The 24,956-nt window shown below is 45.3% G+C and carries 30 protein-coding genes and 1 other annotated feature (1 of these 31 only partly in view); of the genes, 1 reads left to right on the top strand and 29 read right to left on the bottom strand.

The annotated features are described in order from the left end of the window. Window positions 1-4 precede the first annotated feature (4 nt). The 26 genes from EL84_RS25430 to EL84_RS25550 form a co-directional block, all read right to left on the bottom strand. Complete coding sequence (locus EL84_RS25430) at window positions 5-868, bottom strand: heptaprenyl diphosphate synthase component 1 (protein WP_047843562.1); 864 nt, start codon at window positions 866-868, stop codon at window positions 5-7. A gap of 98 nt (window positions 869-966) precedes the next feature. Next, the gene (locus tag EL84_RS25435) at window positions 967-1,521 is read right to left on the bottom strand and encodes a hypothetical protein (RefSeq protein ID WP_047843563.1); all 555 of its coding nucleotides are present in this window, start codon (window positions 1,519-1,521) and stop codon (window positions 967-969) included. A 121-nt stretch (window positions 1,522-1,642) separates the two neighbouring features. Further along, the gene (mtrB, locus tag EL84_RS25440; RefSeq protein ID WP_017687697.1) at window positions 1,643-1,864 is read right to left on the bottom strand and encodes a trp RNA-binding attenuation protein MtrB; all 222 of its coding nucleotides are present in this window, start codon (window positions 1,862-1,864) and stop codon (window positions 1,643-1,645) included. A gap of 169 nt (window positions 1,865-2,033) precedes the next feature. Continuing rightward, entirely contained in the window at window positions 2,034-2,306 is a 273-nt protein-coding gene (locus tag EL84_RS25445; RefSeq protein WP_024630670.1) for an HU family DNA-binding protein, read from the bottom strand. Window positions 2,307-2,523: 217 nt separating this feature from the next. Continuing rightward, window positions 2,524-3,510 (bottom strand): ABC transporter permease, encoded by a 987-nt coding sequence (locus EL84_RS25450; RefSeq protein ID WP_017687695.1) that lies wholly within the window; start codon window positions 3,508-3,510, stop codon window positions 2,524-2,526. Then, window positions 3,507-5,024, bottom strand: coding sequence for a sugar ABC transporter ATP-binding protein (locus tag EL84_RS25455; RefSeq protein WP_047843564.1), 1,518 nt, complete (start codon window positions 5,022-5,024; stop codon window positions 3,507-3,509). Before EL84_RS25455 ends, EL84_RS25450 begins: the two co-directional genes overlap by 4 nt. A gap of 112 nt (window positions 5,025-5,136) precedes the next feature. After that, window positions 5,137-6,234, bottom strand: a complete 1,098-nt coding sequence (locus tag EL84_RS25460) for a sugar ABC transporter substrate-binding protein (protein ID WP_036672016.1) — start codon at window positions 6,232-6,234, stop codon at window positions 5,137-5,139. A 217-nt stretch (window positions 6,235-6,451) separates the two neighbouring features. Beyond that, window positions 6,452-7,930: a stage IV sporulation protein A gene (gene spoIVA / locus EL84_RS25465; RefSeq protein WP_036607700.1), complete on the bottom strand. Its 1,479-nt coding sequence runs from the start codon at window positions 7,928-7,930 to the stop codon at window positions 6,452-6,454. Between the two features lie 453 nt (window positions 7,931-8,383). Then, a complete protein-coding gene (locus tag EL84_RS25470; RefSeq protein WP_047843565.1) occupies window positions 8,384-9,163 on the bottom strand; it encodes a hypothetical protein in 780 nt (259 codons plus the stop codon). A 46-nt stretch (window positions 9,164-9,209) separates the two neighbouring features. Continuing rightward, entirely contained in the window at window positions 9,210-9,560 is a 351-nt protein-coding gene (locus EL84_RS25475) for a 2Fe-2S iron-sulfur cluster-binding protein (protein ID WP_036607701.1), read from the bottom strand. A gap of 17 nt (window positions 9,561-9,577) precedes the next feature. Then, window positions 9,578-10,195, bottom strand: coding sequence for a hypothetical protein (locus EL84_RS25480; RefSeq protein ID WP_047843566.1), 618 nt, complete (start codon window positions 10,193-10,195; stop codon window positions 9,578-9,580). 83 nt (window positions 10,196-10,278) lie between these two features. Then, window positions 10,279-10,458: a DUF2768 family protein gene (locus EL84_RS25485; RefSeq protein WP_017687688.1), complete on the bottom strand. Its 180-nt coding sequence runs from the start codon at window positions 10,456-10,458 to the stop codon at window positions 10,279-10,281. Window positions 10,459-10,631: 173 nt separating this feature from the next. Beyond that, window positions 10,632-10,907 (bottom strand): stage VI sporulation protein F, encoded by a 276-nt coding sequence (locus EL84_RS25490; RefSeq protein WP_017687687.1) that lies wholly within the window; start codon window positions 10,905-10,907, stop codon window positions 10,632-10,634. A 103-nt stretch (window positions 10,908-11,010) separates the two neighbouring features. Beyond that, a complete protein-coding gene (locus EL84_RS25495) occupies window positions 11,011-12,051 on the bottom strand; it encodes an NAD(P)H-dependent glycerol-3-phosphate dehydrogenase (protein WP_036607707.1) in 1,041 nt (346 codons plus the stop codon). Then, on the bottom strand, window positions 12,044-12,667 hold the full coding sequence (gene plsY, locus EL84_RS25500; RefSeq protein WP_047843567.1) for a glycerol-3-phosphate 1-O-acyltransferase PlsY: 624 nt from the start codon (window positions 12,665-12,667) through the stop codon (window positions 12,044-12,046). The genes EL84_RS25495 and plsY overlap by 8 nt, the downstream gene beginning before the upstream one ends. A gap of 11 nt (window positions 12,668-12,678) precedes the next feature. Then, entirely contained in the window at window positions 12,679-14,001 is a 1,323-nt protein-coding gene (gene der, locus EL84_RS25505; protein ID WP_047843568.1) for a ribosome biogenesis GTPase Der, read from the bottom strand. A gap of 185 nt (window positions 14,002-14,186) precedes the next feature. Next, complete coding sequence (gene rpsA / locus EL84_RS25510) at window positions 14,187-15,401, bottom strand: 30S ribosomal protein S1 (protein ID WP_036607712.1); 1,215 nt, start codon at window positions 15,399-15,401, stop codon at window positions 14,187-14,189. A 142-nt stretch (window positions 15,402-15,543) separates the two neighbouring features. Next, window positions 15,544-16,131 carry a lysophospholipid acyltransferase family protein gene (locus tag EL84_RS25515; RefSeq protein ID WP_047843569.1) on the bottom strand — a complete coding sequence of 196 codons (588 nt, stop codon included), beginning with the start codon at window positions 16,129-16,131 and terminating at the stop codon, window positions 15,544-15,546. Beyond that, a complete protein-coding gene (gene cmk, locus EL84_RS25520) occupies window positions 16,128-16,832 on the bottom strand; it encodes a (d)CMP kinase (RefSeq protein WP_036607714.1) in 705 nt (234 codons plus the stop codon). The genes EL84_RS25515 and cmk overlap by 4 nt, the downstream gene beginning before the upstream one ends. A gap of 103 nt (window positions 16,833-16,935) precedes the next feature. Further along, window positions 16,936-17,160, bottom strand: a complete 225-nt coding sequence (locus EL84_RS25525; protein WP_047843570.1) for a hypothetical protein — start codon at window positions 17,158-17,160, stop codon at window positions 16,936-16,938. 63 nt (window positions 17,161-17,223) lie between these two features. Next, window positions 17,224-17,877, bottom strand: coding sequence for a flagellar brake protein (locus tag EL84_RS25530; protein WP_017687679.1), 654 nt, complete (start codon window positions 17,875-17,877; stop codon window positions 17,224-17,226). A gap of 148 nt (window positions 17,878-18,025) precedes the next feature. After that, window positions 18,026-19,372, bottom strand: a complete 1,347-nt coding sequence (gene ypeB, locus EL84_RS25535; RefSeq protein WP_047843571.1) for a germination protein YpeB — start codon at window positions 19,370-19,372, stop codon at window positions 18,026-18,028. Window positions 19,373-19,493: 121 nt separating this feature from the next. Next, window positions 19,494-19,664 (bottom strand): hypothetical protein, encoded by a 171-nt coding sequence (locus EL84_RS32335; protein ID WP_179087834.1) that lies wholly within the window; start codon window positions 19,662-19,664, stop codon window positions 19,494-19,496. 114 nt (window positions 19,665-19,778) lie between these two features. Then, window positions 19,779-20,474, bottom strand: coding sequence for a glutamic-type intramembrane protease PrsW (gene prsW / locus EL84_RS25540; RefSeq protein ID WP_017687676.1), 696 nt, complete (start codon window positions 20,472-20,474; stop codon window positions 19,779-19,781). 43 nt (window positions 20,475-20,517) lie between these two features. Then, entirely contained in the window at window positions 20,518-21,132 is a 615-nt protein-coding gene (locus tag EL84_RS25545) for a genetic competence negative regulator (protein ID WP_017687675.1), read from the bottom strand. Between the two features lie 187 nt (window positions 21,133-21,319). Continuing rightward, the gene (locus EL84_RS25550) at window positions 21,320-21,673 is read right to left on the bottom strand and encodes a hypothetical protein (RefSeq protein WP_047843572.1); all 354 of its coding nucleotides are present in this window, start codon (window positions 21,671-21,673) and stop codon (window positions 21,320-21,322) included. Window positions 21,674-21,767: 94 nt separating this feature from the next. Here EL84_RS25550 and EL84_RS25555 point away from each other — a divergent pair, with 94 nt between their 5' ends. Further along, complete coding sequence (locus EL84_RS25555) at window positions 21,768-22,664, top strand: polysaccharide deacetylase family protein (protein ID WP_047843573.1); 897 nt, start codon at window positions 21,768-21,770, stop codon at window positions 22,662-22,664. Between the two features lie 45 nt (window positions 22,665-22,709). Here EL84_RS25555 and EL84_RS25560 read toward each other — a convergent pair whose 3' ends face one another. From EL84_RS25560 to EL84_RS25570, 3 genes are read right to left on the bottom strand one after another with little or no spacing between them, the layout of a single operon-like run. Further along, the gene (locus EL84_RS25560) at window positions 22,710-23,507 is read right to left on the bottom strand and encodes a metallophosphoesterase (protein ID WP_235431630.1); all 798 of its coding nucleotides are present in this window, start codon (window positions 23,505-23,507) and stop codon (window positions 22,710-22,712) included. A gap of 29 nt (window positions 23,508-23,536) precedes the next feature. Beyond that, window positions 23,537-23,989, bottom strand: a complete 453-nt coding sequence (locus EL84_RS25565) for a hypothetical protein (protein WP_017687671.1) — start codon at window positions 23,987-23,989, stop codon at window positions 23,537-23,539. After that, window positions 23,986-24,579, bottom strand: a complete 594-nt coding sequence (locus EL84_RS25570; protein ID WP_036607728.1) for a CPBP family intramembrane glutamic endopeptidase — start codon at window positions 24,577-24,579, stop codon at window positions 23,986-23,988. Before EL84_RS25570 ends, EL84_RS25565 begins: the two co-directional genes overlap by 4 nt. Before the next feature lie 335 nt (window positions 24,580-24,914). Next, window positions 24,915-24,956 (top strand) — a binding site (T-box leader) (it continues 189 nt past the right edge of the window).

The following is a 24,956-nucleotide window of genomic DNA, read 5'->3' on the forward strand; positions in this document are numbered from 1 at the left end:
CCCCTCAATCTTCCCTTACTGCCGCATGTGAAGGCTGCAAATATGCCAAGTAAGGCTCTAGAATTGCATGTATCTCATGCAAGCCCATCCGCCCTTCCTCATCTTGCAACAACAGTTGAATGCGGTGTGTACACTCGCGAAGCTTGTCCAGCAAAACCTCGCCAACCCTATGCTTCAGCACCATAGTGTTCCATGCACGTGCATCCAATTCAGATTGACGCAACACATTGCGCTCATCGTCATTACCATGCTCGTATATGTGCCAATATGCATAGCTGTGAAGATATCGTTTTGCGTCATTCATCCGCTTCAGTTCTTCCACGATCGTTTCGCAGGAGCTGAATTCGGTCAACAGGCTGTTCCATAAAGACTCTTCGTTATGTTGAATCATGCCTGTAAATGAAAGAAACAGCTGCATTCTCAGCTGTACCGTTTCACGCAAGTATTCGTCAGCCGAAACGAGAAGCTTCTTCATCCGTTCATACAGCGTCATCTTGCGTGCGTTCACTCCGGATACAGCACCACTGAGTTTGCCAATCATTTCAATTCTGCCCGCTTGGGCAAGCAATTGATAAAAACGGCTACTTAAATAATCCCCGGCGAGTACATTCAATTGACGTGAACGCATCTCCTGCTCTTTCCGCTCACCGGAAATGGTATCGATTCGATCATGCGTATCCATGGCCAACTGAACGAGCGAAGTTGCAAGAGCATATAACTCTTGATGCACCTTTTCGTCTGTGCGGCCCACAAATACTTGCAACAGACGTGCCCGGCTATCCGGAAATGATGGGATTTCCGTATGTTGTCGAATCATGTCGTAATCCGTATATTTCTTTGCTAGTTGGGGTACGCGATATGAATTCATTCTCAGCCTCCGAGCCTTAACATTGTTAAACCTTTTCTGCACTACAATCTTATATATTATAGCATATGTTGAACGGGCACGCACTGAATCCTGCTATTCTAATACCCCTGACTTGTCATTTCGAATTGCTTCTTCCAGAGTTCGGTCTCCATCAAATGAAACCAGTCCTTCAATTCATCTGAAAAGGCCGCACTTTTCCAGTTCCGTAATGTTTCAATCGCATACAGAGGCCACTCTCCACGCCGAATATCAGCAGCAAGTAACAAATGTCGTTTATGCATCCATTCATCTTCTGCCATCACACGTAGCAGCACCTGATCCACGTTATCCAGACTCCGAAAGCCCAGATCTGCCACAGCTGCCATATTCTCATAGATTTCAGTGTAACTTGTACCCGTGCCTTTAACTTTGAGGTCCAGTGTCAAAATGGACTGTTTCCATTCCACTCTTGCAATGGGCGTTGATAGTTGCACGGAGCTTAGCACATCAACCAGATTGTCATTCGTTAGCTGAACTGGATGATGTGATGCAGAGGCAGGCTGTACGTTGTCCCCGCCCCATGTACGCATATGTAAGGTTTGTATCGCAACAAGCAGAAAGACCGCCGCAACCGTTGCCAGCATTGAAGCAGTAACAATCATCCGCGGTTTCATATACGCCTCCCTGCCTTTACCTGTTAGTGTAGTCTGTCCGGTAAAGGCTCATACCTCATTGTACAATGAAAAAAAGCAGGCTATGCCTGCAATCTTCATTTGAATGTATTCAATCCGTCCATTACTCCGATTCAATCTGTCCATGCTTGGTAATCAGCGTGGCTTTGCCCCGGATTTTAATAGCTGAAGTATGGGTGGTAAATTGGGCAAACATCACTTCACCTTTGTCCAATTTCTCGGTGTGGTGAAAACGTGTATCCTGACCTCGGGTTAATCCGATCACCTGGACACCATTTTCCTCTGCCTTAATTACAATATAATCATTGCCGGTTGGATGATCCATCACGCATGTCCCCTTCTTTAGTTCGATAGCGTTAATGATGATTAAGATTGTTTCATTTGTCAACCTGCGCCTTATACGAATGAACCGCAAGAATCATCGTTAAAGGGCAAAAGAAAAGGCCGTGAACAAGTCACGGTCTTTTTGTCGACATATGGAATATGTAGAAATCTTATTTAATTCCGTCTTTGAGCGCTTTACCTGGTTTGAATGCAGGAATTTTGCTCGCAGGAATTTCGATTTCTTCACCTGTTTGCGGGTTGCGTCCTTTACGTGCAGAGCGCTCGCGAACTTCGAAGTTCCCAAAACCAACCAATTGTACTTTATCTCCGCTTTGAAGAGCCTCAGAGATTGCTTCGAATACGGCATCAACCGCTTTCGTTACATCTTTCTTGGACAATTCAGTCGCTTCAGATACGTGTGTAATCAAGTCTGATTTGTTCATTTGTTTTTCACCTCCTGTATCAATGTCCTGAATGTTATACTGTGTTTCCGTTTTATAGCGAAATATACGTTCATACGCAAAAAATCTACGTACATCTTGAGCGCTGAACACAAATCTCCGCCTGCGGTCAACAGTCATTTTCGGCAGAATGTCGTCTGAAACCACTGGCATTTCAGACGCCGAACAAATTTCATACTAATACAGACAGCCCACAATTTCAAGTCCGGTTGCGGTTTAAGACGTAAAATGTAACCGCCAAGGCAAGCACGAGAACCCCACCTTTTACAATATCATGTGTGAAATACTGTACGTTCATCATCGTTAAACCGTTCACAAGTACACCAATCAGAACCGAACCAATGAAGGTTCCGATGACATTGGGTTTACCCGCACCAAACACAGAGAAACCGACAAATACTGCAGCTACGGATTCCATTAACAACGGTGATCCAGCATCGATTTGCCCAGATCCTACTTTGGAGGCATAGATGATACCCCCGATTGCTGCAAACACTCCAGCGGCTACATAGGCGAGTGTACGCACCTTTTTCACCTTGATTCCAGACAACCGTGCAGCTTCCTCATTACCACCTGTAATGTACATCTGGCGCCCATATTTCGTATACGTCAAAAAGATATGCACACCTATTACCGCAATAAGTAGCATGATAACCGATATCGGCATACCAAGCCATTTACCCTGCCCTATTAGCAGGAATGTCGGGTCCATCTCTCCCGCAGCTTTGCTCCCATCAGGGAACTGCATGTGATTGTAAATGGTATAGCCCTGTGCATACGTTTTGTGAATACCTCCGATAATGTACATCGTGGCAAGGGTTGCGAGCAAATCCGGAATACGCAATTTTACAATGAGCAAAGCGTTAAGTAAACCAATAACAGCGCCAATGATTAGTGGCACAATAATTACAATTGCTAGTGGTTGTTGATACCAAATCATTAACGAAGCAGTAACGACGGTAGTTAATGAGACAGTCGCCCCAACCGAGAGATCGAATCCATCAACAATGAGAGATAACGTAACACCGATCGCTACAAAAGTAACGATAGAGATCGAGCCCAAAATATCGGTCAAGTTACTGTACGTAAAGAAATAAGGCAATTTAATGCCGAAAAATGCGATAACACCTATGATGACTATAATCGCCCCGTAACGGAACGCAAAATCCAATGATTTATCCTTCATGATTGCACCTCTTGTCCACCGCTTGCATAGTATAGCAGCTGTTCTTGGTTAGTCTCGCCTCGTTTGAACTCTTTTACAATAACACCTTCGCACATGACAGCGATTCGGTCACCAATTCCCATGCCTTCATCCAGTTCACAGGTGAAATAGATTACACCCTTGCCCGCCAAAGCCAGTTCATTAATGATGCGGAAAATGTCACTTTTTGCCCCAATATCTACGCCTTTGGTTGGCTCATCAAATATAAATACATCCGCATCCGCATTAAGCCATTTACCAATGGCTACCTTTTGCTGATTACCACCGCTTAGATATTTCACTTCCTGTTTCACGGACGATGTTTTAATTCCAAGCTGTTTCACCAATGACTCTGCATTCAGACGTTCCCGCTTGCGGCTTACGAAACCTAATGTACTAAGACGGCTTAGCAAAGGCAGACTTAAATTCCGTTCCACGTTCTCCTGAATCAGGATTCCTTGTTTACGTCGCTCCTCCGGTACAGAAACAATCCCCAGAGCCACCGCATCCGCAGGCTGAGACAGGCGGAGGTTGCGGTTGTTAAGCCGGATCTCGCCTCCCTCCAGCCGATCTGCACCAATCAGCAAACGAGAGCTTTCCGTTTTACCCGCGCCTACCAGACCCACCACAGCGAGGACTTCACCTCGGCGTACAGAGAGGTTAACACCTTTAACCTTCACTCCACGACGAAGCCCACGTGCCTCCAACAGCAACTCCCCCACGGGCGCTTCCGTCTTTGGAAATTCTTCTTCGAATGGTTTGCCCAGCATCTGTGTAACCAAATCGTTGATCGTCAGTCCCTTTGCTTCACCGGTAAATACGTGTTGCCCATCTCTCATAACCGTAACGCGATCACAGTGACCCGTCACTTCAGCAAGACGATGGGTAATGAAAATACAGGCAACGCCCCGATCCTTCAGCAGATGTACAATCCGGAAAAATGCATCCGTTTCTTCCTGACTCAGCGGTGCAGTAGGCTCGTCAAAAATGATGACCTTGGCATCCTGAATCAAAATCCGTGCCAGCAAAATCATCTGTTTTTCTGCAAGTGTCAGATCGGCCACTTTTTGGTGAACGGATATGTCCGCCCCTAATTGCTTCAATGCCTCAACCGCACGCTGTTGCAGCTTCCGTGGACTTTTCCACCAACCTCCAGCAGATGAAGCCAACTGATCCAGCATGATGTTCTCCGCAGCCGTCAGCTGTGGCACCAGTGCCGCATCCACTTCCTGATAGACACAGTGAATCCCACTTGCCTTTGCGTCTCCCGGAGAACTTAAATGAAGCGCTTGTCCACTCAATTGAATCGTCCCCTGATCCAATGGATAGGCACCAGACAAAATTTTCATTAACGTGCTTTTACCGGCACCATTGGCACCCAGCAGCGCATGAATCTCCCCACCTTTTACAGAGAAATCCACATCCTTCAGTGCAGGAATACCTGAAAACTGCTTGTGGATATGTTCCATTTGAAGCAGTATCGGTGCAGTGCTCATGATGTTAACCTCCAATCGTTCCCATACGGGAGTATCCCATTTCTCATCCAGACTCGCTCATCTTCATTATGGTAGAAAAAGCCCGCCTTGCGGCGCGCTTCCCATACGCTGCTTATTTAGCAGTAATTCCGTATTCACTCATCCAGTCCTTGATTCCTTGTGTGCTACCACCCCAACCTTCAACAAACTCTGACAGCTCCGAAGTGGAGATTTGTTTATCTGGCAGAGCTTCACGTTGAACATAGACCGGGTTAAGGACAACTGCATCTTCCGTCTCGTCCCCGTTCAGTTTCTGATAAGCATAACGTACCTGGACGCGACCAATATCCGTTGGGTCCACAGCCGCAGAAGCAACCCAAGGATTTTTCGGGTCCTGAATCATTTGCAGGTCCTCGTCACTCATATCGATACCATACACTTTGATCTCATCACGTCCAGCTTGTTGAATGGCACGTGCTGCGCCTTTGGCGAACTCATCCCATGCAGTCCATACAGCTGTAATCTCACCTTTTGGATATTGCTTGAGAATAGCTTCCATTTTGGCTTGAGTATCCAGCGCAGGGTTCTGTGCAGAACCGAATGTTGCTATTTCCTTGATGTCCGGATTTGCTTTCATGAATTCACCGTATGCAATCTGACGGCGTTCCATCGGTGCGAAACCAGCTACCCATACTTTGACAATATTGCCTTGTCCATTGATATCTTTTTTCATTTGCTCCAGTGTCAGTTCAGCCATCTTCTGGTCATCCTGCGACAGGACTGTAGCTCCTGGAACACTGATAGCTGCGTCAAACACAACCACTGGAATATTTTGTTCTACTGCCTTCTTCACGCCTGGCTCTAATAGGGAATCACCGTGATCCGTGAGAATGGCATCGAACTTCTGGTTAATAGCGCTATCAAGCAAGGATACCATCTTTGCTTTGTCATTATCGGCAACAAACGTTGTCAGTTCTCCACCGAATTTTTCGATTTCTTCTTTTACACCTTGTACATATTGCTGCGAGAAAGTACCTGTATTAAACTCCATAATAAGTGCAATCCGTTTGCCGCTTAGAGGGCCTGTAACTGCTTCCGTTTTTGGTGTATCATCTGATGCACCCGAAGCTGGAGTGGCTGCCGGTTCTTTTTTGATTCCGCAAGCGGACAGCGCCAATGTAAATACTAATAACACACTCAACCATACCCATTTAGTCTCTTTTCTTTTCATCTCTGTATCCCCCTGTCCACTCTCTGTGATCTCGATCACAATAGTTGAATATTAATATAACGGCTAATTCCTAGTATGTAAATGGGTTTTAGCAATTTAAAGCTAAAACTCGCTAAGTTTTTTCGAAAGTACTATTCTTCCTATCCATTTCATCCAAAATAAAGAAATCACGTAAAAAAGACCGCGAGGGGATGCCCCCTTACGGTCTTTTGATGTTTTACAGAATGATAGCGATCAAGCCGCCCGAACCTTCGTTAATGATTCTTCCCAGCGTCTCTTGCAATTTGTATCTTGCATTATCCGGCATCATGGCAATCTTGCCCTGGATACCTTCTCGCACGATGGAGTGCAGTGAACGACCAAACATGTCTGAATCCCATACCTTGATCGGATCGTTCTCGAAGTCCTGCATCAGGTATCTCACCAGTTCCTCACTTTGTTTCTCCGTACCGATAATTGGTGCGAATTCAGATTCTACATCAACCCGGATCATGTGAATGGACGGTGCCGTTGCTTTCAGACGTACGCCAAATTTGGTGCCCTGACGAATGAGCTCAGGTTCATCCAGAGCCATCTCGGCGAGAGATGGAGCAGCAATGCCATATCCGGTCGTTTTGACCATCTCCAGCGCTTCTGCGAAGCGGTCGTATTCTCTCTTCGCATGCGAGAATTCCTGCATCAATTGCAGCAGATGATCCTTACCGCGAATCTCGATGCCAACCACTTCCACGAGAATCTGATCATACAGTTCATCCGGCGCGTACAGGTCAATTTCGGCTACACCTTGCCCCATATTCATGCCACTCAGGCCTGCGCGATCAATGAATTCATATTCCATGAACTGTGCGACAACCCGATCCACGTCACGAAGTCTGCGAATGTCCTTAACGGTATCCCGTACGGAATTTTCGTAGTTGCTACGCAGCCAGTGAGTCTCATTGAGTACCATAACCCAGCTCGGCAAGTTTACATTCACTTCATGCACAGGGAACTCATAGAGCACTTCACGAAGTACACCCGTCACATCATCTTCCGTCATGGTCGCTGCACTGAGTGTCATCACCGGAATATCGTATTTGGCAGCAAGCTCACTGCGCAATTGCAGGGCTTCTTCACTGCGAGGACGAGTAGAGTTGATGACCAGGACAAACGGTTTACCCACTTCTTTTAATTCCGCAATGACCCGTTCTTCGGATTCCACATAGGAACTGCGGGCAATTTCGGCGATTGTGCCGTCTGTTGTTACCACAACACCCAGTGTGGAATGCTCCTGAATGACTTTGCGAGTACCAATCTCGGCGGCTTCCTGGAACGGAATTGGTTCCTCGAACCAAGGCGTGGAGATCATGCGTGGACCATTCTCATCCTCGTATCCCTTGGCTCCTTCCACCGCGTAACCTACACAATCCACAAGGCGCACATTGACATCAAGTCCTTCTGCCACCTTGATCTGGACTGCGTTATTTGGTACAAATTTTGGTTCGGTAGTCATGATGGTTTTACCTGCTGCACTCTGTGGAAGTTCATCCACCGCTCGACCACGGTCAGCCTCGTTAGTGATGTTTGGCAACACAATGGTTTCCATGAATCGTTTAATAAATGTTGATTTTCCCGTCCGGACTGCGCCGACAACCCCGAGATAAATATCCCCTCCGGTCCGCTCAGCTATGTCCTTAAAAATGTCCACTTTCTCCAATGAAATCCCCTCCCTAAATTACTCCGAAGGAAAAATGCTAAAGAGCATCCGCTTCGTTTTTTCAATCAGAAGACTGAAATCCCTGCAACGGTAGAGCCGCCTTTGTGAGTGCCCGGAAGTCGTCCGCCGCCGAACGTTGCATTCTGATGAAACCGGCGAGAGCGGCGTTAACTCGTACATGCAATTGGACTAGTATCATCTTATGTATCCGTATGCGGCAATATGACGCGTATTTTTGTTTTTTTATCTTAAGGTGATGACATTAGGAGAATCCCCCGATCTCGGACTGCGCGTCTTTATTTCAATCTACTTTATGTGATCCGCGAAGCTTTTATGACGGTTATTGTTCATACTGACAAAAGAAAAAGAGATATCCCTTATTTGGAATATCTCTTTTTGAACCATTAGAGCCATGGTGGTCATACAGCTAAATCATTTGAATTGCAACCATGCTTATTTTACGGGCTGGGCAATCGGCGCATTATTTTTCCAAGCGTAGAAAACCGATTTTACAGGTACGAAGTAGGAGTGTTCCACCAGCAAATCCCGAACATCTTCAGTCTCTGCTGGAGACACGTCAGACTTTTCCACTGCCTGCATAATATCAAAAGCATAATCTACATAGACCTTGCCTTCGTCATCCATCATAAACGGTAACGCCTGACCTGAATATACACTATTCAGCGTAATGGAAGGAGTACCTGCCTGAGCAGCCTGCTCCATATTCACAGCATATAACCCCGGATACAGTTCTTCCCCGCTTGGCAGCTTATTGTTATGTACGGACTTATATTGATTAACCATTCGTTGCACATCGTTTACTTTCTGTACGGTCAGAAGATCCATCACTTTAATGGTCGGATTCACTTCTTCGTCCTGAATAAGGAAGTAAGCGCTCCCACCACTTTCAAAAGCAGTCCCCGGTATTTCATCCAGATACCCCAGTTGTTTCAACTTGGGCAGATCCACTCTGAACTTTTCATATTTTGGCGTTTCCATATCTGCATTGATGATTGGCAAAATCCCCTCATCTTGCTGGAATGCCTCGACCGCACTCTGGATACGGCTCACGCTTTCCCGATAGGCTATCTTAGGGTCCGAATTACTCTGGGATGGATACATACAACCACTTGCTGTAAAAGCAAACAACAGGAATAACAGCAGACCGCCCGTCTGATGTTTCAGACGCTGCTGTCCGCTTCCTTCCACACATTTTGGCTTGTTCCTAATCATTCGTGTCCTCCTTGAATAACTCATTAGAGAATCAATGTCATAACGCTCAGAACCAGTCGTCTTCCTGTTGTTGACGTTCCAGTTGTTTCCGAATGGCTGCCTTCAGCGGGTCCTCTGGAACATGAACCGATAGAGATCCACACACCTTGGCCTGACAGGACAGTCGTGTACCTGCTTCCAACAGTGAACCCAGCTTGCGCTTTTCTGCATCTGTTGGTGGATACAGTTCCGTCCGATGTTCTTCATCCACGTTCACTTTGCACATCAGGCAAGCCGCTTTGCCATCACATCGGGTCGTAATCTTGACTCCAGCACGTCGTGCTGCATGCAGAAGTGTTGCCCCTGGTTTGAGCGCTATCGATTTGTTCATAGGTAAAAAAGTAACTTTATAGTCCATCATTTTCCTCCCTCAACCTACTGGGGCCATGTAAAGCCAACAAGCTCTTCCACTTCGGCTCTGAAGTGGCTTGCCCAGACATTCTGTTGACTTAACAGCATCATTATAGGTTGATGTGCATCTGGCTGCTCGCGCATCTGTTTCGCAATGGGGACATAACGATCTTCACGACCTCGTAGCAGATTAAACAAAAGCTCATGCGCAAGCGGCATCAGTCGCAGGCTATATGAACCCACTTGTGCTACTGGTGCATGCGGAGCAAGTACATGTTCAATCTCAATACGGTACCAACTTTTGCGAGCCCATATTTCGAAACCACCAACCAGTTCCAGCGCACATTCACCCACCTGATAGTGGCTCAGCAGAGAAGCATACGGTCCTGTCTTATCCACTGTAGGCTCGTCAAGCATTTCCCCCGGAGCGCTACGGTGAAGTTCTTTAGCAGCAGCAACATCCGCATAGATATCAATATCTCTCGGAGCCTGTTGCAACTCCACCCCTTGAAGTAGCAACCCACAACTTCCTCCAAGTAACCATGTCTGTGGCTGTGTGTTCCAGGCTTTGGCCGTTTCCAGCAAAGCCGCGTGTAATTCCGGATAACGCTCTGTCCGACCCTCCGTATCATGCGGCCCCATAGGCTCACACTCCCCTCATCCGTGTTCATTGTGTCAGTTCTTATGATGTGCTTATGCGGATGTTATCCTTCAGGCATGGGAAATCAGGTCAGAGAAGCGATTCCACCGAAAAAGCCAATCAGCATAATCAAAAATGCAATCAGAGAAAGAATCCCCCGTACAATACCTTTTGTTTTGGCACGAGCAAACGTAATCAGGAATACAGATAGTCCCATAATGAGGATGGCCACCAATGACAGCCACATCTTGTCCATTGCGCTCATAATCCAGCAGTCTCCCCTTCAGTCCGATATTCATCACTGACACTGTGACAATTGCAACCATTATAACACGAAATTCAGCTCAACTTTCCAAAAAAAAGACAAAAAAGCAAGCCGGCAGAAGCCGACTCGTCTTTTTGTCTTACTGGATCACCTGCACATGCAGGTGTGATCTATTATTTTTTCATCATCATTTTCATTAACGATTCCATACTGCTCGGATTCAATCCGCTTTTCTTGACCGCACTCACAATATCCTTAACCGTATCCTCAGATACCGGAACTTTCGCCATGGCGGATACTTGTTTGATCAATTGGCGCAACTGAGCTTCATTTTGAATCGTCGTTGGTTTCACCGTGCTTGCCAATTTCTTAACGGCACCTTCCGTTATCGTTTTACCCGTTTTCTTGTTGATTGCATTCAGTGCGTCTTTGGAAATGTTGTTACCCATTCGTCTCCCCTCCTCCGGCAATACTCATGTGTATAGTATGAGTCTGCTACAGAAAAGGTGAATAAGCTTCTTATTTCACAAGGTACGTTTAAGCTGATTACAATCAGGAATGCCACTGCTCCCAGGTTTCAAGCTTCATGACTTCCATTTCAGTCTTCGGGTCACGTCCCATCAAGGCTTCAACAGCATCACGCGGCTGTCTCTCCTGGAATAAAACGTGATATAACTGATCCGCAATTGGCATTTGTACACCGTATTTTTGTGAGATGAAATAGGCAGCTTGCGTAGTTCGAATGCCTTCTACCACCATGCCCATGGACTTCAGAACATCATCCAGCTTCTGTCCCTGGCCCAACATGGAACCTGCTCTCCAGTTCCGACTGTGCTGACTTGTAGCCGTTACAACCAGATCCCCGATTCCAGCAAGTCCCGAAAACGTTAGCGGATTTGCTCCCATCTCAACACCAATACGTGTGATCTCTGCCAAACCGCGTGTTAGCAAAGCAGCTTTGGCATTATCACCAAATTGAAGACCATCAGACATGCCTGCACCAAGAGCAATGATATTTTTGAATGCGCCCGCCAGCTCAACACCGATCATATCCCGATTCGTGTAAACCCGGAAATAAGCATTCATAAACAAAGCTTGGGCAGACTCGGCAGATGCCTTATCCAGTGAAGCTACAACCACCGTCGTTGGACAACGCTTCACCACTTCTTCCGCATGGCTTGGACCAGAAAGAACAACCACACGTCCTTCTTCACATTCAAGCTCTTCTGAAATGACTGTGGACATCCGTTTGAGGCTTTCTGTCTCAAAACCTTTGGTTGCATGAATGACTAACATCTCAGGCTTGTAATAAGCCTTAAGCTGATTCGTAACTGCACGCATGGCTGATGAAGGCGCAACAATTAACACAGCTATAGCGCCTTCCACCGCAGCTTCCATATCAGTTGTTGCTTGAATCCGTGGTGAAAGCTCCGCATCCGGAAGATAGCGAGTATTAGTGTGCTTGTTATTGATTTCGTTAGCCTGGTCTTCACCACGTGTCCACATCATCACATCCAACTGATTGGCGGCGAGTACACTGGCGAGAGCTGTTCCCCAGCTCCCAGCGACCAGAACAGCAACTTTTTTAGACAACTCGTTTACCCCCTCCAGGGTTTTTCGATCCCAATTTATTTTCCTGTCCTTTGGCGAGCTTCGCAATATTGGTACGATGTCTCCAGAACGCAAACAGACAAATAATCAGACTCCCCCAGAAGATATTCATTGAATATCCGGGTAATACCATGATAAAGATGGGTGTAAATGCTACAAAAATCAGAGACCCCAATGAAACATAGCGTGTCAATACAATAGACAGAATGGCGATCACCCCAGCACATAACGCAGGCAGGAAAGCAAGACTTACCAAAACACCAATGGCTGTGGCAACGCCTTTTCCTCCACGAAAATGGAAGTAAAGCGGCCAGTTATGTCCTGCAATGGCTGCTATACCACTGAGTGCAGGAGTCCAGGCAGAACCGTCGCTCAGCCAGATTCCAATCCATACAGCTGCAACACCCTTAAGTACATCAAGTAACAGAACAGCAATTGCCGGTCCTTTACCCAAAATACGCAATGTATTGGTAGCTCCCGCGTTTCCGCTTCCGTGCTGACGAATATCGATCCCCCGTATCGCTTTGGCAAGGAGGACACTAAAGCTGATCGAACCGAGCAGATAACTCAGTACAATCGCTGCGATTTGTAAAATCACACACTTCTCCCCTAACTTTCGTCGGACTTCTTCCGAGTAAATATGCGAATTGGTGTTCCTTCGAAATCAAACGCTGCACGGATTTTATTCTCCAGGTAGCGCTCATATGAGAAGTGCATCAACTCAGGGTCGTTCACAAAAATAACCATGGTCGGCGGTTTAACTGCAACCTGAGTCACATAGTTAATTCTCATTCTCCGTCCTTTATCTGTTGGCGGAGGATTAATTGCAACCGCATCAGACACCACATCGTTAAGCAGATGTGTCTGCACACGTAACGTGTGTTGCTCTGCAACACGTTGCACAACCGGCAACAGTTTTTGTAAGCGTTGTTTTGTGAGGGCTGACAAGAATACGACCGGAGCATAAGTCATAAACAGGAAGTGATCCCGAATTTTTCTCTCAAACTCTTTCATCGTTTTGTCATGCTTCTCTACCACGTCCCATTTGTTCACAACAAACAATGACGCTTTACCAGCTTCGAATGCATATCCTGCAATATGCTTGTCCTGTTCAATAATGCCTTCTTCACCATTAATGACAATCAGAACAACATCTGCACGCTCAATCGCACGCATCGCACGCATTACACTGTATTTCTCAGTTGTTTCATATACTTTACCACGCTTACGCATACCTGCTGTATCAATCAGCACGTAACGTTGGCCGTCTTTTTCAAAAGGTGTATCAATCGCATCCCGGGTCGTTCCAGCCACGTCACTTACAATGACACGCTCTTCACCCAGAATAGCGTTCACCAGTGAAGATTTACCCACATTAGGACGTCCGATCAGAGCTACACGAATGACATCTTCATCGTAAGTCTCTTCCTCAAGTTCTGGCAACTTCTCCACAATTGCATCAAGCAAATCACCTACACCTGTACCGTGACTTCCGGATACGCCGATGGGATCACCGAAACCAAATCCATAAAACTCATAAATGAGCTCACTTCGTCCGATATTATCCACTTTGTTAACGGCTACAACAATAGGCTTGCCTGAGCGGTAGAGCATCTCTGCTACCTCTTCATCCGATTGCGTAATACCTGCTTTTGCATCACACATGAATACAATAACATCCGCTTCTTCAATAGCGAGCTCTGCTTGCATCCGAATCGATTTTAAGATTACATCTTCACCATCAATTTCGATACCACCTGTATCAATGATACTAAATGGTTTACCGTTCCATTCACCGATTCCATATATGCGGTCACGGGTAATGCCCGGCTTGTCTTCCACAATGGCCAGTCTGTCGCCGATGATCCGATTGAAAATGGTGGATTTACCCACGTTCGGTCGTCCGACAATTGCCACAACGGGTCTTGCCATACATTCCACTCCTCCTGTCCATACTTACGATACTCATCATAGCAAAAAAGATATATCTTGGCTAACGTTTCATGCCAAATTACTCGCAATAAAAACAATCGGCGAACCCGCCTTGGGCTCGCCGATCTTGCTTTTGTTATTCAGCAAAATATGCAGTATATAACTTAGAACCATGCATTGTTAACTTATTTAAATTTGCTGAGTTTGTCTCCAAACAGTTCGCCAAGCGTAGTGCTCATACCTTGATTGTTCAAGGAAACGTTTGGATTGTTGATTTCTTCACGCGGAGCGTTGTTTCTTGAAGGTCTTTCTGATTTTTGTGGTTGAGCTGGAGCTTCTTCTGTTTCTTTGATGCTCAAGCTTACACGTTGCTCAGAAGGGTTCATGTCCAAGATTTTAACTTGAACTTCTTGTCCTTCTTTCAGCACTTCATGAGGAGTGCCGATGTGTTTGTGGGAGATTTGCGAGATATGCACAAGTCCCTCAACACCAGGAGCGATTTCAACAAATGCACCGAAGTCTACCAGACGTTTTACAACACCTGTTACGATATCACTGGAATTGAATTTTTCGCTTGCTGTTTCCCAAGGACCTGGTTGAACAGCTTTCATGCTCAGGCTGATTTTGCCTTTTTCAGGGTCAACTTTCAGCACTTTCACACTAACTTTATCACCTTCAGACAGTACGTCGGATGGTTTTTCAACGTGTGTCCAAGCCAGCTCGGATACGTGAACCAAACCGTCAACTCCGCCCACATCAACAAATGCACCGAATTGAGTCAAACGTTGTACTGTACCTTCGATCACTTGACCTTCTTGCAAACCAGCCATTACTGTAGCTTTGTTTGCTTCGAATTCTTGCTCCAGTACGTCTTTTTGGGAAAGGATCACTTTGTTGTTCTCACGGTCGATCTCTTTCACTTTAACACGCAGTGTGCGTCCTTTGTAGTCGCTGAAGTCTTCAACGAAATGGCGTTCAACCATGGAAGCCGGGATAAATCCACGTACGCCCACGTCTGCTACCAGACCGCCTTTAACAACATCACCTACAACAACTTCGAATACGTCTTGGTCTTCAAAATGCTTTTGCAATTGATCCCATGCGTTTTCGCTGTCGATTGCACGTTTGGACAGAACGAGTTTTTCTTTCTCGTCGTCGATGCTAAGAACTTTAGCTTCAACTTCTTGTCCAACTTCTACTGCGTCAGACGCGCTGTCAACATGTAATGAAGACAGTTCACGAATTGGAATGACACCGTCATATTTATATCCAATGCTCACATAGGCTTGGTTATCTTCCAATTTGACGATGGTTCCTTTTACGGTATCTCCTTTTTTCAAGGAAACGAATTGATCCAACTCATCTTGGGTTGCTTCTTGATTTTTCATTTCTTCCGACATGTCAAATACCCTCCTCAATTCAAAAACCCCATTATATTCAAACCTGCCTGTAGCAGAGTTCAAAACACTTTCATCACTGAGTGCTCAAACTTTAGTCTCCCTCAAAAATATGGAAACATGCACTCAGCTACTGACGAAGCCATTACTTGCTTGGCACGCCCGTTTGCACCATTTCGTTAATCTTGGACATAATCTTTTCAGTCGCCTTCTCCAGAGCTTCTCCAGATGGGTCTTCCTTGAACTCGTCCAAACTTACTGGTGCTCCATATACAACTTTCATCTTACGAAAAACTTTGTAGTTACCGATAATAGCAGTAGGAATAACTGTAGCGCCACTGCGGAGAGCAAAACTCGCTGCCCCTTTTTTGCCGATACCTCCATCATTGTGACGGCTTCCCGAGGGGAAGATTCCAAGCACTTGGCCACCACGCAAAATATTGAGTGAGGTTTTGATGGATTCCTTGCTGACACCTCCACGTTTAACGGGGAAAGCGCCCACGGCTTTAATAATTCGGCCGAGTACCGGAATGTCAAACAATTCGCTTTTGGCCATGAAACGTACTTGACGGCGAAGTTTGATACCAACGGTTGGAGGATCGAAGTTACTAATATGATTGGAACATAAAAGTACGCCGCCTTCTTTCGGAATATTCTCCCGTCCAACGGCCTCCAAGCGGAAAAGAATGGTATAAATGATCCGCAGTAATGTGCTGCAAAATGTGTAAATCATAGACCGATCTCTCCTCTGACCATTGTGCAATAAGATACGATTTTGTCAACCACTTCATGAATGTTCATCTCCGTTGTATCAAGGACGATAGCATCCTCAGCACAACGCAATGGGGAAATTTCCCGATTCTCATCCAATCTGTCACGGGTGGCAATGTCTCGCTCCAGCTGTTGCAACGTCAGTCCTTCAGAGGGGTCCAGTTCTTTGAAGCGGCGAAGCGCACGCTCTTCCACACTGGCAGTCATGAAGATTTTCACTTCCGCATCGGGCAATACTGTCGTTCCGATATCGCGTCCATCCATGACGACGCCCTTGCGCAAAGCCATTTGCCGCTGAGTATCCACTAATTGCGTACGCAGCCCCTCGATTTGCGCATATCGGGACACGATTCCCGTCACTTCACGGGAGCGGATTTCCGAGGTTACTTCTTCCCCATTACAGAACACTTTCTGTCCGTCGGGATCCGGTTGTAAATCAATGACCAGCTTTTGGGCTTCCTGAAGTACCTGTGTCACATCTTCCGGTGTAATACCTTTCCGAAGCATATGCAAGGTTACCGCACGGTACATTGCGCCTGTGTCGACGTAAACATACGCGAGCGCCTCTGCAACCAATCGGGCCACCGTGCTTTTCCCGGCACCGGCAGGTCCGTCAATTGCAACGTTCATTTTCCCGTTCTCTGATGTGTTCTGGCTTGCCAACGGGGCATTCCTCCTCAAACGATAAACCTCAATAAAAAAACAGGCATTGCCTGCATCGTGAAAATTATACCACACTCTACACATGGATGCAAAAACAGACAAATCAACGACGTTTGTAATCATTCATCGTTTGCACTTCAATTGGCGTTCCTTCCAGGCGGTCAATGGTGGTCAAATTCTTTTTGAAGCCTGGTACCAACAGCAGCAATTGATATACCACAAGCAGGATTAGAAGGACTGTAATCAGAATCGTAACCTTTCGTTCCATTCGCCTGGAGAAAACATAATAAAGTCGTTCATATCTGTGGGTTGCATGACGACGATTCAAGGCAATACCTCCGTTTTTTTCATTACGGTACCCGCAGTTCCCTCTCTTTATGCCACAACATTCCTATTTCGTGCGATAGTCAAGTTGCCGCTCAAAACAAAACTTGATAATTTTCTGGCGCTCCGAATCTGAAATCTGCACAAATTTCAGCATGCATAGCTGTCTGCCGGTTTCCAGGGTTTTGATCCGCACAACTTCAGCTTCAAAATTCACATGTTCAATGGTTGAATTCCGGTAGGGAACCAGCAACCAGCATTTCAATTTTTGACCTTCAGCTATTGAAAAACCTGTTTCGCCGTAGATGGACAATCCACCGCCACCAATATCTTCAGTCAATCCGACGGCACGGGTCAGATCTTCACTCTGGATGGCCAATTCGAGGTTTGCATGAACACGAAGAAAGCTGCGCCGTTGTATTTTGGATATATCGCTCGGAAGCGGTTTGCGGATACGGACAAGACGGACCACATCTTCCTCAAATCCCGTGACATAGGTATTAAAATAATGCCGGACCCCATCCTCCGTAATATATGAAATGGACAATTCCTCTCCAAAAAAGAGCCTTTTCAGACGGCTGCTTCCTTGTTGCATTGGGACCTCAATCAGAAAACTGCTGTCATCCATATCTGCAATGCGTGATTTGTACTCTTTGTGTTCCTCTTTTTCATCTGCAGAAGCAATCTGGATGTATAAAATTTCATTTATTTTCGGAAACAAGCTGTTCACCGCCACTTTATGTATTTATCTTCGTATGTACAAGGACTATTATACCATGACCTTTCTCACATTGAACAAGAAAAAAACAGACCACATCGTGGTCTGCCGCAGTTATTCGCTCAACTTCAAATTCAAATTATCCATCTTTTTATGAGGTTGCATTGACCGGTTTGATCTCTTCAACCGCTTCTTCTATTCCTGTATTCGCATTAATGTATATCCGGTAACGAGAACCGTTAATTTTCCCTCCGAATTCATAACACAATACTTCTTTGCTGTAATCATTCTCAATCAGGGATTTGCGAACATAATTTTCTTCGAACTCAGAATTAAGCTTTTTCCGCGCCTGTTGCTCCGTAAGAGTTGCTTTCGGAATTTTGCGCATGTCATTATGTTCGTAAACAAAGTCACTCGCCTGGAAGCCGGTTACTTCGCCTGTATCCAAACCTACACGAACTGACATTTTCTCGGGATAAATCAAGGTGTCCCCTTGCTTACGCACATAAGTAAGGTTACCCAGATTACCATATTCATCGTAGTTTACAGCCTTCATATCCTTATAGCCTTTGTTCATTAGAAATTGATCTGCTTTAGCCATGGCATTCTGACGAGACACTTTTTTGGTTCCGATTGGACGCGTATCACTGTAAGAGATCAGCATTCCGCCATTACGGGTGAAATCCATCATCAGTTTGCCATTGTTGGCATGATCAATCGTGGCAGTGTAGGACTCCCAGTCTGTTCCTTTGCCGTTCTCCTGCACTTGAATTTTGTTACGATCCGCATCAGAGAATTTTGCAGCCTTGCTCTGAATCTGTTCTTTGGTCACCGGCAAGCCGTCCAGTTTCTTGACTGATCGTTTTGCATAGATGTTGGATACGGAAGGACCCCAATCAAGCTCCGGGTATTCCTGTACCTTTTTGTTTACAGTACGAAAACCATCAACGATCGTGTTGTCCATGGTTTGCTCTTGTGTTGCCATGGCAGTCTCTGCATCCATCCAGCGCAATCGGTCCGTCAGGACTTTCTGCTGCACATCCTGCAGATTCTTGGTAATCTCGGATGAATTCTGATACAGCTTTTTCAGGTTGCCCATTTCCTTCTCACTTAGCGGTTCGTTCGTCAAGTCACGCATCGACGCCCGATAGGCAAAGTTGGAAATACGCGAGAGAAACTCCTCTGTCTCGTTAAATGGTAGCATGGTGAGTGGCAGTTGGTTGATCTCATTCTGCGCTTCACTGGTGAGTCGCCATACATTCATCAGACCTTTGCGATGCATCCCCTGTGATGTAGAGTGAACTGCCAAGGTGTTACCAATCTCCGAATGCAATTTGTCCATATGAAAAGATAAATCGTGAAAGGCACGCTGATATTGATTCTCTGCCTTGATCAGAATTGCATTCTTCTCCTGATTCTCCTGATAGCCCCACACGAGCGCACCGACCAGTAGAACCGCAAATATCGGAAACATAACTGAACTTAATCGTTTATACATCGGTAGAGTCTCCTTTCTTCTAAACCACTACCTCTATTGTGGATCGAAGAAAGATCTCTTATGCATGCGATTTCCAGTCCTTACACAAGCAGGCTGCTAAAGTACTGTCTGGGTCCTCCTTTTAATTCAGCTGGACCCCAGTTGCCATGCCCTCTTCTTCAATTTCGAACTGGTCTCTGTTATCACATAGGCACTGCTTGAATCCCGTCTCAATCCGGCCCCGATCTTTCTTGCCTCGTAATGTAAATCGTTCACCGCATTGTTTGCATCTGATTTTAATTTTAATTCTCATCACAACGATCTCCGTTTCTGTCGGTCATTCCCCGGGAGTTTATCTGTAAAAATAAAAACACACCGGAGTCATAGGCGCAATATGCGCTTTATGTCCACCAGTGTGTCCGTATTTTTATAATTTAACCTCTTCCTCCCGCTTCACAAAACGAAAAGGAGAACGGTTATTAGCTCGTGTGATTTTACCCATTGCCCCATACCACAGGCCCGCCATTAGCGGCGCTATAAACCACAACCAATGATTCACCATGGTGTTCATGATGACATCGTACAATGCATGCCAGAAAAAAGGTAACACCAGAGAAAGAACCAGATACCACCGCTTTTTCTTACCACCGATAAACTTGGCTTTACCCATATAATAACCCATGATTACCGCAAACATAGCGTGCCCTGAAACAGGGAGCAGTGCCCGAAGGAACATGGCTGAGACGGATGCATTCCCCGCAAAGGCATACAACACATTCTCAACAGTGGCAAATCCAAGTGAAACAGCGACTGCATATAAGATCCCGTCATACGGCTCATCAAATTCGGTGTGATTATAGATGATATGATAAAGTACGAACCATTTAACGAATTCCTCCACACCACCTGAGATCATAATGGCCTCAAGATAAGGATTATCCCCGAGCCACATCATCATGCCACGCTGAATAATCATCACAGGCAGTACCATCAGAATACCCATGAGGAAAACCCGCAGTACCATATGAAGTGGCTCATAATCATAACGGTCTTTCAGGTAAAAGTATGTTAACAAGGCGAGACCCGGAGCAACTGCTGCCGCTAAGACCGAAAACAAAAGCACCGAAATTCCCTCCTCTGACTAAAGACGCGATTACAACTAGAGATTAATCCTGGCGTTTGAAGTGGGTGCAGATAACATCAATCGCTTGTGCAGGAATAACAACCTTACCATACTCTTCCATGACTGCTGGAGTAACTGAGGAGCCTTCGCCAAATTCAGCAAGCAAGGCAATCAATGCCGCATGTTTGGTGGAATCTACCTCATCTGGCTCCAAATGCAAGAACCACTTGTCTTTATAGGAATAAAGTCTCCCAGCATCCGTAACATGCTGACGCAACATATGTGCAGCTTCAATGAGCACTTCAAAGTCCTTGAATGCATAAACAATGGAATCGCTTTGCTCGAGTGTAACTTCCATTTCATATACTTCTTCAGGAAGATCATCTTCATGACCTAAACCATATTGTTGCGGATCATATTTTCCACGTGTGACAATGACAACCATCCCTTGAGCGGGAAGTGCGAATACTTCGACAGCGAGTGGACCTGTGGCATCAAATCCAAGTTCGGAATAGGCCTGATCCATCATTTCAGTGAACAGTTCATGAACCTTAGGTATTTCCTGCCACATATCTTCTTTTTGTATTCCGCGCTCGCTCAGATCGTCAAAGGTCAGGAAAATCCGTATCTTATCGTGACTTAGTCGTTCTATTTTCATACAGGATCTCCCCTTTATAAGCAAGTCTTATAACAGATTATGAAGCACAAAACAATATGTGCTGAAAATAAATCTATGTAGTTATGTTATCATTTTATACCTCTAAATGCACGAAGTAAAATCGACAAAAAAAGAATCATTCCACAGCAAATCAAGACTGTGGATGATTCTAATTGGAGGTTTTGGTTTATAAACCCGGTACTGTTGTGTTTGTTTGGCTTAAAATTTGCTCAACTTCATGCTTCACATCGGGATTGGTGCGAATAAAATCTTTGAGCATGCTCATATTCGCTTCTTTTTCCTGCGGTGTGATTGCTCTTGCTGTCTTTGCTGCCGGATTTTTGTGGGATTCACCATGTTGATTTTGCTTGCTTGTGAACCCGTCCATACCCGGGAAAGTCATTTCCATCATCTTATGTTTTGCCTGATCCATCATATTTCTTGATGAACCCGATGACATCATGGGCAATTTGCCTTTGGACAGCCATGAACTGGCTGCAACACCAATGACAATGCCCCAAAAAAAGGATGACGTCTTCATTACACCAACCTCCTTCAAGTGTTAAAATCATATTTAGTGTTTGCGGTAGTGAGCGATCTCATTCCGTATAAATACAGGAAAGCGAGTTGAAATCATGTTTAGACATACCGCCGCATTGATCATTGTTGCAAGTTTGCTGCTGTCAGCTTGTGGGACAGCAGAAGAAAAAACATCTGATAATTCCACACCAGCGGGCGAATCAACTACCACGGTTCAAGAAGAGCAAGGTAACTCTAACCCAACTGAAACAGGAGAACCCGGAACTGGTGTGCCCGAGCCTTCAACGGAAGATTCAACTGTGACAGAAGAAGAACCTGAATCTTCGGAGAAGGTTTCTACAGAAGAGAAAGTGGAAAAGACGTATCATATGAATGAAAATTATTATATTAAACCAAACGATGAAGCGAGCCCAAACAAAGTGGTCTTGTTAACTTTTGATGATGGACCCAAAGAAGAAAAAATGATTACTTCACTGATCGACACTTTAGATAAACATAACGCTAAAGCGATATTTTTCGTCAATGGATATCGGGTGAAAAGCCATCCGGAATTACTCAAACTCATACATGATCGGGGTCAGATTGTAGGCAATCATGCCTGGGATCATGAGGATCTCAAAAAAATGTCCAACGCTGAGGCGGCAAAACAGGTTACAGATGTCCAAAAAATAGTGAAGGATACCATTGGTGAGGAACCGCAATTCTTCCGTCCACCTTTTGGGTCGGGAAATGATGCACTGAAGGCTGCTGTGAAGAAAAATGGCATGTTATATATGACTTGGTCTAATGGTTCTCTCGATTGGGATAAAAGCACCAAAGACAACCCGGAAAAAGTCATCCAAAATGTACTCGATCAGTTAAATCCCGGAAGCAATATTTTGATGCATGAGTTGCCATGGACGGTTGAAGCATTGGATGAGTTGCTGACCAAGCTCGAAAAGAAAGGTTATTCCTTTGTTGATCCGCGTGCAATTGAATTGGAAGCTCGTTAAATTGTAATTTTGCGCATTAAAATAAAACAGCCCTGATCCAATGGATCAAGGCTGTTTCTCTGTGAGTGCTTTTTCCGCGGGCACTCTTAACGTGATGATATGCATCTCCGCAGGACAACTTAGTCGGAGAGGAAGATGATTTGTACCGTATCCTCTGCTAACAAGCATTTTGCCTTCTTGGTGAATGTCCTCCGGACTTCGCTTCAGGGAGTACCACCCGTTCGATACCGGACGATACGCTTTGCTCAGGAACACAGGTCCGAAAAATGGAAAAACCAATTGTCCGCCATGTGTATGACCACTTAAAATAAGATCTGCATTTTCTTCCAAGCGAAGGGCCTGCAAAGGATCATGAACGATAGCAATTTTGCAAAAACGGTTACCGATCTGCTGTAGTAATACATCGCCCTGTTTGGAACGATAGTCTATGCCGATCAGGCTCAATCTGTCGTTGCCCCTTTGCAGATATTCTACATTATCCTGCAGGAGCCTAACGTCCGATTCCCGAAGGATTCGCGCAAGTTGAGCGGTACCAGCCCTCTTGTCATGGTTGCCATACACCGTAAATGAAGGAGCAATGTTCGATAAAATTTTCATGTTATGTCTAACTAAAGACCATGAGATTCCTTTTTCCGCAACATCCCCACCGATGAGAACCCAGTCCACTTTGTTTTTAACGTTTGCCAGATTCTTCTGCTTCAGCTTGCGCTTGTGCGTGTCGGATACATACAAAATCTTAGCCCCGTCAAAGGATGTTGGCAGATGAGGCACTTCAACCTCTTCTTCAATCATTAGATGAATATGGGCTTCACGCCACATATGAAAAAGTAGTAAAACTCCCATCAAAATGATTAAACCTGCGAGTAAAAGCATTACCACGGCAAGGGAAGGAACGTATTCAGAGCGGGTGCCCCTTCAACCCCCCACCAAACCAGACTAATCGTTAACATGACAAAAATAAAAATGAGTGAATTCACAAACCTCTTGCTCAATTTTAACCGACGTGAAGGATGTAATTCTGTCCGTGTAGGAAGCGAACCCGCTTCGGGGATCGATTCTTCCGTTGAATTTGGCGTTTTTTTGGAGCGTGATGGTGCCCTTTGAGGAAGTACTGGACTTTCCAGTTTTTCTGTATAAGGCTTGCGCTGTGATCTAGGTAAAGAAACGGAAGTAATTGGTGTGATTCCGCCAACCTCAGCAGCTGCTGCCGTTTCAGCAACGATGCTTACTTGAGAAGCCACCTGACGCTCGGATTTCTCTTTTTTATCCGATTGACGATGGCGCTGACTGCCATATGTCTTCATTCTACTTAATGGCTGATTCATGATCCCCTCCGAAAACGTATCGCTAATCCGGACACCAAATCAATAATAAAGTGACATAATATAGGCGCCCATAATGTGCCGGACTGCAAGTAAATCCAACCCAATCCATAACTTGAGACAAACACCCAGCCTGTTGGAATCCAGTGGCGCAAATAACGAATATGGATAACTGCAAATAAAATACTTGTCCAGTAAGGACCGATGGCATGTTGGATGGCTCCACGGAATAATAATTCCTCACACACAGCAACAATGGCTGCTATACATACAATGTGCCAGATCGGACGCCCACGGAACAACATCTCGTTAATTCCACCGTCATCCATGCTTTCCTGAGGTATAACATACGACAGTACCAAGTCCATAACAAGCATTATTCCTGCAAGACCCAGACCCCACCATATAAATTGGTAATTGTCAGGCCATGCGAGTACATCCAACAAGTTTCGTTTCTGCAATAAGATCCACACAACTCCGATAATCAGTGTCAGACCTTGTGTAAAGTATAGATTGATTAAAAGCAAACGCTCGGTAAGCTGCTGTGGCTCAGCCTTCTGAATCTTGAACTTGGGAAACTTGAATTTTTTCATCGGATGCGTCTGTCCTCTTGAGTTAAATTTGATGGATAACAATTACGTTGTCCAATCGGATAGTATACTAAATGATAGCCAAAAAACCAATTAGGTTCAAGACCTGCCCCAAGTCCTGGTTATATGTCCGTGCCATTACTTCATTAAAGCAGTAAAATTCAGTTCACCAAACAGCTTACTTTCCATCTTCTTGTGATAGGTATATTAACTATTGTATTACTTATGGTGACTCTGTTTATGTGTGAATCTAAAGACATCTGCAAAACATTTTAAAACATTTAAACCTATTGACATGCTCATGTCAGCCATGATACATTATGAAAAAATTAGTCACGTTAAACACGATGATGGAAAAAAGACGTTGCTTCGTCTTACAG

Source organism: Paenibacillus sp. VT-400 (genome assembly GCF_001029205.1).
Lineage (GTDB): Bacteria > Bacillota > Bacilli > Paenibacillales > Paenibacillaceae > Paenibacillus > Paenibacillus amylolyticus.

Coding starts and splice junctions, on each gene's coding strand:
- EL84_RS25430 (WP_047843562.1), bottom strand. CDS start 868: ATGAATTCATATCGCGTACCCCAACTAGCAAAGAAATATACGGATTAC.
- EL84_RS25435 (WP_047843563.1), bottom strand. CDS start 1,521: ATGAAACCGCGGATGATTGTTACTGCTTCAATGCTGGCAACGGTTGCG.
- mtrB (WP_017687697.1), bottom strand. CDS start 1,864: ATGGATCATCCAACCGGCAATGATTATATTGTAATTAAGGCAGAGGAA.
- EL84_RS25445 (WP_024630670.1), bottom strand. CDS start 2,306: ATGAACAAATCAGACTTGATTACACACGTATCTGAAGCGACTGAATTG.
- EL84_RS25450 (WP_017687695.1), bottom strand. CDS start 3,510: ATGAAGGATAAATCATTGGATTTTGCGTTCCGTTACGGGGCGATTATA.
- EL84_RS25455 (WP_047843564.1), bottom strand. CDS start 5,024: ATGAGCACTGCACCGATACTGCTTCAAATGGAACATATCCACAAGCAG.
- EL84_RS25460 (WP_036672016.1), bottom strand. CDS start 6,234: ATGAAAAGAAAAGAGACTAAATGGGTATGGTTGAGTGTGTTATTAGTA.
- EL84_RS25470 (WP_047843565.1), bottom strand. CDS start 9,163: ATGATTAGGAACAAGCCAAAATGTGTGGAAGGAAGCGGACAGCAGCGT.
- EL84_RS25475 (WP_036607701.1), bottom strand. CDS start 9,560: ATGGACTATAAAGTTACTTTTTTACCTATGAACAAATCGATAGCGCTC.
- EL84_RS25480 (WP_047843566.1), bottom strand. CDS start 10,195: ATGGGGCCGCATGATACGGAGGGTCGGACAGAGCGTTATCCGGAATTA.
- EL84_RS25485 (WP_017687688.1), bottom strand. CDS start 10,458: ATGAGCGCAATGGACAAGATGTGGCTGTCATTGGTGGCCATCCTCATT.
- EL84_RS25490 (WP_017687687.1), bottom strand. CDS start 10,907: ATGGGTAACAACATTTCCAAAGACGCACTGAATGCAATCAACAAGAAA.
- der (WP_047843568.1), bottom strand. CDS start 14,001: ATGGCAAGACCCGTTGTGGCAATTGTCGGACGACCGAACGTGGGTAAA.
- rpsA (WP_036607712.1), bottom strand. CDS start 15,401: ATGTCGGAAGAAATGAAAAATCAAGAAGCAACCCAAGATGAGTTGGAT.
- EL84_RS25515 (WP_047843569.1), bottom strand. CDS start 16,131: ATGATTTACACATTTTGCAGCACATTACTGCGGATCATTTATACCATT.
- ypeB (WP_047843571.1), bottom strand. CDS start 19,372: ATGTATAAACGATTAAGTTCAGTTATGTTTCCGATATTTGCGGTTCTA.
- EL84_RS32335 (WP_179087834.1), bottom strand. CDS start 19,664: ATGAGAATTAAAATTAAAATCAGATGCAAACAATGCGGTGAACGATTT.
- EL84_RS25545 (WP_017687675.1), bottom strand. CDS start 21,132: ATGAAAATAGAACGACTAAGTCACGATAAGATACGGATTTTCCTGACC.
- EL84_RS25550 (WP_047843572.1), bottom strand. CDS start 21,673: ATGAAGACGTCATCCTTTTTTTGGGGCATTGTCATTGGTGTTGCAGCC.
- EL84_RS25555 (WP_047843573.1), top strand. CDS start 21,768: ATGTTTAGACATACCGCCGCATTGATCATTGTTGCAAGTTTGCTGCTG.
- EL84_RS25560 (WP_235431630.1), bottom strand. CDS start 23,507: ATGGGAGTTTTACTACTTTTTCATATGTGGCGTGAAGCCCATATTCAT.
- EL84_RS25565 (WP_017687671.1), bottom strand. CDS start 23,989: ATGAATCAGCCATTAAGTAGAATGAAGACATATGGCAGTCAGCGCCAT.
- EL84_RS25570 (WP_036607728.1), bottom strand. CDS start 24,579: ATGAAAAAATTCAAGTTTCCCAAGTTCAAGATTCAGAAGGCTGAGCCA.